This window comes from Pseudomonas sp., from assembly GCF_050739995.1.
Lineage (GTDB): Bacteria > Pseudomonadota > Gammaproteobacteria > Pseudomonadales > Pseudomonadaceae > Aquipseudomonas.
In genome coordinates, this window is record NZ_JBOICG010000657.1 from 1 (window position 1) to 8,316 (window position 8,316).

The 8,316-nt window shown below is 58.9% G+C and carries 9 protein-coding genes; 5 read left to right on the forward strand and 4 right to left on the reverse strand.

The annotated features are described in order from the left end of the window. Positions 1-855, reverse strand: an 855-nt coding sequence (locus ACRESD_RS22140; RefSeq protein ID WP_431752859.1) for an MFS transporter, incomplete at its 3' end; no start/stop codon positions are given. A 185-nt stretch (positions 856-1,040) separates the two neighbouring features. Here ACRESD_RS22140 and ACRESD_RS22145 point away from each other — a divergent pair. Continuing rightward, entirely contained in the window at positions 1,041-2,459 is a 1,419-nt protein-coding gene (locus ACRESD_RS22145) for a short-chain fatty acid transporter (protein WP_104995424.1), read from the forward strand. 36 nt (positions 2,460-2,495) lie between these two features. On the opposite strand, the gene ACRESD_RS22150 is transcribed toward ACRESD_RS22145, so the two are convergent. Continuing rightward, complete coding sequence (locus ACRESD_RS22150) at positions 2,496-2,780, reverse strand: HepT-like ribonuclease domain-containing protein (protein WP_431752866.1); 285 nt, start codon at positions 2,778-2,780, stop codon at positions 2,496-2,498. 56 nt (positions 2,781-2,836) lie between these two features. Beyond that, the gene (locus tag ACRESD_RS22155) at positions 2,837-3,127 is read right to left on the reverse strand and encodes a nucleotidyltransferase family protein (protein WP_431752860.1); all 291 of its coding nucleotides are present in this window, start codon (positions 3,125-3,127) and stop codon (positions 2,837-2,839) included. A 276-nt stretch (positions 3,128-3,403) separates the two neighbouring features. Between ACRESD_RS22155 and ACRESD_RS22160 the strand changes: the two genes are divergently transcribed. The 4 genes from ACRESD_RS22160 (at position 3,404) to ACRESD_RS22175 (ending at position 7,478) form a co-directional block, all read left to right on the forward strand. Continuing rightward, positions 3,404-3,724 carry a hypothetical protein gene (locus ACRESD_RS22160; protein ID WP_431752861.1) on the forward strand — a complete coding sequence of 107 codons (321 nt, stop codon included), beginning with the start codon at positions 3,404-3,406 and terminating at the stop codon, positions 3,722-3,724. A gap of 96 nt (positions 3,725-3,820) precedes the next feature. Beyond that, complete coding sequence (gene acpA, locus ACRESD_RS22165; protein WP_431752862.1) at positions 3,821-5,521, forward strand: acid phosphatase; 1,701 nt, start codon at positions 3,821-3,823, stop codon at positions 5,519-5,521. Between the two features lie 122 nt (positions 5,522-5,643). Next, complete coding sequence (locus ACRESD_RS22170; protein WP_431752863.1) at positions 5,644-6,813, forward strand: hypothetical protein; 1,170 nt, start codon at positions 5,644-5,646, stop codon at positions 6,811-6,813. A 143-nt stretch (positions 6,814-6,956) separates the two neighbouring features. Beyond that, positions 6,957-7,478: an SET domain-containing protein-lysine N-methyltransferase gene (locus ACRESD_RS22175; protein WP_431752864.1), complete on the forward strand. Its 522-nt coding sequence runs from the start codon at positions 6,957-6,959 to the stop codon at positions 7,476-7,478. Here ACRESD_RS22175 and can read toward each other — a convergent pair. Next, a complete protein-coding gene (gene can / locus ACRESD_RS22180) occupies positions 7,475-8,119 on the reverse strand; it encodes a carbonate dehydratase (protein WP_431752865.1) in 645 nt (214 codons plus the stop codon). The genes ACRESD_RS22175 and can overlap by 4 nt on opposite strands. Between the last annotated feature and the right edge of the window lie 197 nt (positions 8,120-8,316).

Here is an 8,316-nt window from a genome sequence, read left to right on the forward strand (position 1 = left end):
GGCGAAGGTGTGGCTGGGGCTCATGCCGAAGGTTTTCTGCATCATGGTCGGGGTGATGACCACCAGCACCACCACGGCGGAGGTGAGCACACAGGTGAGGATCATCGCCGGCAGCAATACAGCGCGGTGGTCGCGCAGCACGGTGCGCAGCGGCAGTTCGGCGGCAGCTTGGCGCCGGGCCTGCATTTCGAGGAATACCGGGGTTTCACTGAGCCAGCGGCGCAGCCACACGCCGATCACGCCGAATACTCCGCCGAGCAGAAACGGGAAGCGCCAGGCGTAATCGAGGATTTCTGCAGGTGTGAAGATTTGCGCCAGCAACGTCGCGGTGAGAGCACCGAGCAGGTAGCCGAAGGTCAGGCCAGCTTGCAGGAAGCCCAGGGCGTAGCCGCGATGATGGATCGGGGCATGCTCGGCGACGAAGGTCCAGGCGCTGGGCACTTCGCCGCCGACGGCTGCCCCTTGCAGCACGCGCAACGCCAGCAGGATCAGTGGTGCGAAATAGCCGATTTGTGCGTAGGTCGGCATGATCCCGATCAGCAAGCAGGGCAACGCCATCATCAGGATGCTCAGGCTGAATACGCGCTTGCGCCCCAGATGGTCGGCAAAATGCGCCATCAGGATGCCGCCGAGCGGGCGCGCCAGGTAGCCGGTAACGAAGATGCCGAAGCTTTGCAGCAGGCGCAGCCACTCAGGCATTTCCGGGGGGAAGAACAGTTGGCTGAGGGTCAGCGCGAAGAATACGAAGATAATGAAGTCGTAGATTTCAAGGGCACCGCCGAGGGCAGCCAGGCCCAGGGTTTTGTAGTCGGAGCGGGAAAAACGCTGCGCCTGTGAAGAAAAGGTGGCAGTCATGTAGAGGCTCGGCAGACAAACAAAATGGCGTGCAGGTTATGAGCTGAGCCCAATGATGGCAATCACGACAGATATATTTGTTTTCCTCATCGATCGATGAAGATAACTGCATTCCCATATCAATAGCCGTAGCGGAACATGCCGTAAAACTGCCAACACCATAATAAATACAAGAGGAATGACTCGTGGCCGATGCTATCGAAGAAAGCCGCTATGCCCGATTTGCCCTGCGCTGTTCCAATTTCGCCGAGCGCTGGTTTCCTGACTCCTGGGTGTTTGCCGCCCTCGCCGTGATCATCGTCGCCGTGGCGACCCTGGGCATGGGTGCCGCACCGACCGAAGCCGCCAAGGCCTTTGGCGACGGGTTCTGGAGCTTGATCCCGTTCACCATGCAAATGGCCTTCGTGGTGATTGGTGGTTATGTGGTGGCCAGTTCGCCACCGGCTGTGAAACTGATTGACCGCCTGGCACGTATTCCAAAAAATGGCCGCTCGGCCGTGGCCTGGGTGGCGTTGATTTCCATGGTTGCGTCGTTGCTCAACTGGGGCCTGTCCCTGGTGTTCGGTGGGTTGCTGGTGCGGGCCCTGGCCCGTCGCACGGATTTGCGCATGGATTACCGCGCTGCCGGTGCCGCGGCCTACCTGGGCCTGGGCGCGGTCTGGGCGCTGGGACTGTCGTCGTCAGCCGCGCAATTGCAGGCCAACCCGGCAAGCTTGCCGCCGTCGATCCTGTCGATCACCGGGATGATCCCGTTCACCGACACTATCTTTCTGTGGCAATCCGGCGTGCTATTGCTGGCGCTGATCGTGGTCTCGCTGATCATCGCCTACGCCACCGCGCCGGGCCCGAACAGCGCCCGCGATGCCAAGGCCTGTGGCGTCGACCCGGCGTTCAACCTGCCCAAGCCGCAAGCACCGAGCCGTCCCGGCGAATGGCTGGAACACAGCCCGCTGCTGACCATCCTGCTGGCGTTGCTGGCCGCCGGTTGGCTGTTCCATGAGTTTTCCACCAAGCCGGCGATCAGTGCGATCTCGGGGCTGAACACCTATAACTTCCTGTTCATCATGGTCGGCGCACTGTTGCACTGGCGCCCGCGCAGCTTTCTCGATGCGGTGGCCCGCGCGGTGCCGACCACCACCGGCGTGCTGATCCAGTTCCCGCTGTACGGTTCGATCGCCGCGTTGATGACCGTGGTCAAGGGCGGTGACGGCCAGACCCTGGCGCACCATATCTCGACCTTCTTCACCTCCATCGCCTCCCACGACACCTATGCACTATTGATGGGCGTGTACTCGGCGGTGCTGGGCTTCTTTATTCCGTCGGGCGGCGGCAAATGGATCATCGAAGCGCCCTACGTTATGCAAGTGGCCAATGACCTGCAGTATCACCTGGGCTGGGCGGTACAGATCTACAACGCCGCCGAAGCGCTGCCGAACCTGATCAACCCGTTCTATATGCTGCCTCTGCTGGGCGTGCTGGGGTTGAAGGCGCGGGATCTGATCGGGTTTTCGTTCGTGCAACTGCTGGTGCACACGCCGTTGGTGTTGTTCCTGCTGTGGGCGCTGGGAACGACGTTGAAATATTTGCCGCCGGTGATGCCTTAATCAGCGGATGAAGCATCTGTTGTTGTAACAGGTGCTTCATGCAGGAGTAACTGGGAGGCGCTCCAGTAAGTCCGGTAATGCGCTCTGGATCGTGTCCCAAACCACATCAAGGTTGATATCGAAATAACCATGAGCGATCCGGTTGCGCATTCCGCGCATGCTACGCCAAGGAATGTATGCATGAGCCGCAGCGAAGTCCGCGTGCTGATCCATGATTTTCGTCGAGGCTTCACCAATAATGATCAAACTCATGACCACCGCTTGTTGGGTACGCCTGTCTTCCAAGAACTCCTCTTTGCTCAGGCCGTCTACAAAGCTGATCGCATCAGCAGTGGCCTATCGTATGTGATCCAGATAATCCCCGAGGCGGTTTGCGGTCATACCGGCCGTGCCTCAGCCAGCACTTTAGCGCGAAACTTCAAAGGCAAATCGGCAGGCGTCAATAGATCCACATTGACTCCAAGTAGATCCTCAAGCTCGACCTGCAGCCCCCCCAGATCAAATAGAGTGGTTCCCGGCGGCGCATCGACCAGCAGATCAAGGTCACTGCCTTCTTGGTCGGTACCCAGCAGTACAGACCCGAATACCCTTGGGTTTGAGATGTGAAAACGACCTACCACTTCTCTGACGGCCGCTCGTTTTAGATCCAGGGCAATTGAAGGTTTCACGGTTCACCTCGGTGATATCCAGTATCGAGCCAGTCTAGCAGCGCTGGGCCCGTGTAGACACGCCCGGCTCCTTACATCCCCGTCTTCGCGGCATCGCGCATTGCTACCGCCTTGGCGAAGTATCTTAGGTCTACTAATGACGAGTCGCAGGACTCCTTTCGGGCTAAATGTGTGGGGTTGTCCCACTCCATATAAGGGTTAAGCCTGACTTCTAGTGCCAATACCTTGGATTAACCTGACCCGGATTCCCTCTCACGAACCACCAAGGAAAATCCGATGACGCCCCTGTCCAAATCACTGGAAGAGTTGATCAACACTATCTACAAGGATGACAACGTTTCGGTCGTCGAGTACCAAACCCTGCGAGACGATGCGGATCGTCGGATGGCGGCCGTTATCAGGGAGTTTGGCCAGCACAACAACGTGACCGCCTTCCAGAAAGCCATCGATGTGGCCATGCAGCTATTGCAGACCAGTGTCATCGATTCGAAAAAAGCCAAATTAACCGACACGGGTGAAGCAATCGTCAAAGATGCGGTGACGGCTCAGGTGGAGTACCTGCGCGCCGGGAGCCAGTTGGCCCTGCGCTTGTTGTAATCGCCTGATTCAAATCACTGTCTTCGTTCCGTCACATTGCATTGCTACCGTCCTGCGAAATATCTTGCAACAACCACCCAGCAGGGACTCCCAGCAATGAGCGACGAGCACGAAGACCGCCCTTCCCCCGATTCAGCAGCCCAACCGCCGGTAGATACCAGCCGTAGGCGCTTTCTGGGGGGCGCGGCGGTGTTGGGAGTCGGCGCGACCTTGAGTGCCTGCGGCAATGCCAACGAGACGCCGGGCAAACCGGTAGAACGGCCACTGACGCCGCAAGAGCTGGACAAGGCCCTGCACGACCAGGTGAAAACCGTGGTGGTGATCTATGCCGAGAACCGCAGCTTCAACAACCTGTTTGCTGACTTCCCGGGCGTTGAGAAACCTTTGTCGGCGCTTTCCGCCGCGGACGCTCAACAGCGCGACCGCGACGGCAGCCTGTTGACCACCCTGCCACCGGCCTGGGGCGGTGTGTTGCAAGTCGGCCCACAAACCGTGGACGGCGTGACCTACTCCAGCGAAGTGCAATTCCAGGAAAACCTGCCCAACGCACCGTTCGCCCTCAAGGGGCCGAACGCCGAAGACCTGCCCCTGAGCCTGGTCACCCGCGACTTGTGGCACGTGTTCTATCAAAACCAGATGCAGATCAACGGTGGCAAGAACGATAACTTTGTGGCCTGGGGTGATGCCGGTGGCCTGGTGATGGGTTACTACGCCCAGAGCCGTTATTCCCTGCGCCTGTGGGACGTGGCCAGGGAGTTTGTGCTCTGCGATAACTTCTTCCAAGGGACATTTGGCGGCTCGTTCCTCAACCACCAATACCTCGTCAGCGCCACCGCGCCGTTTTATCCGAATGCCGCGCAATCGGTGGCCAAGGCCCAGATCGCGACCTTGCAAAGCGATGACCCGACCGACCCACGCCTCAAGCCGCTGGACAAATCCCCGGCCAGCGCCATGACCGGCCCTCCGCAGTTCGGCCCAAGCGCGCTGACCCCGGACGGTTACGGTGTGAACACCTTGGCACCGCCCTACTGGCCAACCTGGATTCGAGACCCGGAAAACCCGGACTATGCCAAGGCCGACCTGCCCAACGTGCTGGTACCACAGACCCACGACCACATCGGCGACAAGCTGTCGAAGAAGAATATCGACTGGGCCTGGTATGCCGGCGCGTGGCAAGCGACCTTGGACCAGTTCAAGGATTCGGGTGGTATTCCAAAGATTCCGAACTTCCAGTATCACCACCAACCGTTCAACTACTTCAAGCAGCAAGGCCCGGAGAACCGCGCGGAGCGGGATAAACGCCTGCGTGATGGCGGCTTGGGCGATGAGGTCAGCACCAACAGATTCTTCGCCGATGCGCAGGCCGGCAAGCTGCCCGCCGTGACCTTCTACAAGCCCCAGGGCAACCTGAACATGCACGCCGGTTATGCCGACGTGGCCTCGGGTGATCGTCACATCGCCCGCGCCTTGAAGGTGCTGCAGGAAAGTCCGCAGTGGAAAAACATGGTGGTGGTGGTCACTGTCGACGAAAACGGCGGCTGGTGGGACCACGTTGCACCGCCCAAGGGCGACCGTTGGGGCCCGGGCAGCCGGATTCCGGCGCTGGTGGTATCGCCATTTGCCCGCAAAGGCACCGTTGACCATACCGTGTACGACACAGCGTCGATCCTGCGCTTGATTACCCGCGTGTTCCAACTGGAGAAACTGGACGGTCTCAAGCAACGTGATGACGCGATGATCGCGCGCGGCCAGAAACCAATGGGCGACTTGAGCAACGCATTGCAGTTCAACGTGTAGGTTTTCTTATCCAATAGCGACACGCCTGGCGATTTAGCACGCGGTTTTCCTGGTCAGCCGCTACTGTGTGGAGGTGGGCCTTCATCCCGCGCAGACGGGCTTTCGCTGACAAGGAATCAAGCATGTTCAAACCGACCAGGTTGTCTTTCGCCCTGGCCGCACTCATCACGAGTGCGGTCGCACAGGCCGATATCGAAGTACCACTGGGCAGTACGCAGCGCGTCACCCAGTTGTTCGCCTTCCCCAATAACTGCAACGTGATCTGCTTTCGGCCCTGGACGCTGGAGCAGACCGTTGAGCATTACTTGAACCAGAGCGTGCAGCGTGATGGTTACAGCCGGGCCAAGGTCAGTGTGAAGGCCCATGACGGGCAAGTGACGGCGACCTTCAGCGGCGTGCCCGACAACTACGGCCAGCCCTTGACCACCTTGCTCAATACCGCCGACCTGGCTTACCAGGGCGCGAGCAAGCTCAACAGTGACGGTAAATGGGCATATAACTGGTACCTGTTCCTGCCATTGGGGATGGCCCTGGAAAACCGCAAGAGCATCGAGCTTCTGCACTTCCCGCCGGACTACTCGCTGACCCAGGCTCAGGACTATCTGGAATCAGCCACTACCGACCGTTGGGCGACCTTGCTCACCGACAATGGCATCCCGGCCACTGAGACCGCGAAATATCAGACCATCATTGATATCGCGCCCATTGCAGCCCCGTCCAATGCAGGGAACGACCTGGAAGCCGTCTACCCTTACTTCACCGACTACCAGACGCACATGGTCAAAGAGCTGACCCTGACGCCCAACAGCTCTCTGCCGATGGTGGCGTTCGGCGCACCGGTGCGCAATTGGATCAAGCAGCAATACGGCCAAGCCGTGGCCGTGCTGGGCCTGGCACAAATCAGCCCCGTGGCGGGTAAATCCGTGTCGGTACTGGGCTCCAACCATCCAAGTTATATCTGGTACGCGGCTGACCCCGCGTCTTATGACGGTGACGAGCAAAAGGCCGACGACGCCGGGTTGAAGGTCATGGGCCAGGATCTGAGCGCCGCCTGTTGGCAGGCGGGGATGGGGCAGAAGCCTGCCAGCGATCCGAATGTATTGCTCCAGGCGTGCATGAATACCTGGCAAGTCACGCGCAAGGAACAGACCTGTGAGTTGTTCTACACCTCGGTGCGCAACCTGACCCCGGAGCAAGCCAACGCCAAATGCGCCACGCCGTCCATCAAAGCGCAGTTGAAACAGCTGAAAAGTCCGGCCCCCGTGCCGGCTGTCGCCGCGCCGGCCCTTTAAAGCACGTAAAAAACGATTTCTACTGTCAGATTTGACAGTGGAAATCGGATCTAACATCAGCGAGTCTTAAGCCGCGCCCATTCGCTGCAAGACTCGCCGTCAGGCACCCTCCGCAGGTCGATGCAGCCTAAACCAGGAGAGTTATGAAAACTCAGGCCATGGATAAGGCTAAAAACGTTGTGAATGACTGCCTTTACCCGTTCATGCCCCAGCTCGGACAAGGCTATCCCTCGAGCGCGCAGTTCGAGGTGGTGCAACACGGCGATGGCATGGGGGTCGCAATCAAGGCACGCGTAGCGTTCGACAGCCGTATATGCATCGCCAAGATTTCCGGATACGCCTTGAGTGAGCAACGCCAGCATACGTTGCAGTTGTCATCACGCATCCACCTTTACGACCGTTGGTTCAGTGGCCTGTTTTCGCACTCCTGCAAGCCGAATGTATTTCTCGACACGCATTACCTGGAGGTCTGGACGCTGCATGAAATCTTCGCCGGCGACCTGTTGACCATGGATTACGCCAGCACCGAAGACGTGCTCTTCCGGCAGTTCGCCTGCCAATGCGGCGAGCTGAACTGCCGGGGCTGGATTACCGGTCGCAATGAACCGCTGAACGCCGAGGGCCAGGCGTTCATGGCTCAATGGCGCGACCGCAAAAGGCCTTAGGCCTCACCCAAAGGGCGCAAGCGATACTGCGGCGGCAACTGTTCAAAGCCACTGATGGTGGTGTTCAAACTCTTCCAACGGCCATCCTTGATACCGTAGATGCAGCCATGAACCGACAGGCTCTGCCCACGGTGCCAGGCGTTTTGCACAATGCTGGTATGACCGACGTTGGCTACCTGCTGAATCACGTTCAACTCGCAAAGACGGTCGACACGTTCCTCTTCAGTCGGCAGTTGTGCCAACACATCACGGTTTTCGTAGTACAGGTCACGAATAGTGCGCAGCCAGCCGTCGATCAGGCCGAACTGGCGGTCCTGCATCGAAGCACGTACGCCACCGCAGCCATAGTGGCCGGTGACCAGGATGTGTTTGACCTTGAGCACGTCCACCGCGTACTGGATCACCGACAGGCAGTTGAGGTCGGTGTGCAGCACCACGTTGGCCACGTTGCGGTGCACAAACAGATCACCCGGCAACATGCCGACGATCTCGTTGGCCGGCACACGGGCATCGGAGCAACCGATCCACAGGTATTCCGGGGTTTGCTGGCGGGCGAGCTTGGCGAAGAATTCGGGATCTTCCTGTTTGATCGCGTCCGCCCAGCGTTCGTTGTTATCAAGCAAGTCTTGTAGTTCGTTCATCAGGGAAAGCCTCAGGAATGATGCGCAGTTTTGTGACTGACAACCCTTCGTCCGGGTCACGCTGAACGCGAATTAGCTTGAATCTTTAGGGCGGCGGATTACGATTTGAGTATCGCGGACAAGAATGAAATTAGCGAAGGAAATGGGAGGGATGAGGCTAATGACACAACGCAGTTGCAAATGTGGGAGGGGGCTTG

Bases quoted from the DNA above. Each gene is read 5' to 3' on its own strand.
- ACRESD_RS22175 (WP_431752864.1), top strand. From the start codon at position 6,957: ATGAAAACTCAGGCCATGGATAAGGCTAAAAACGTTGTGAATGACTGC.
- ACRESD_RS22170 (WP_431752863.1), top strand. From the start codon at position 5,644: ATGTTCAAACCGACCAGGTTGTCTTTCGCCCTGGCCGCACTCATCACG.
- acpA (WP_431752862.1), top strand. From the start codon at position 3,821: ATGAGCGACGAGCACGAAGACCGCCCTTCCCCCGATTCAGCAGCCCAA.
- ACRESD_RS22160 (WP_431752861.1), top strand. From the start codon at position 3,404: ATGACGCCCCTGTCCAAATCACTGGAAGAGTTGATCAACACTATCTAC.
- can (WP_431752865.1), bottom strand. From the start codon at position 8,119: ATGAACGAACTACAAGACTTGCTTGATAACAACGAACGCTGGGCGGAC.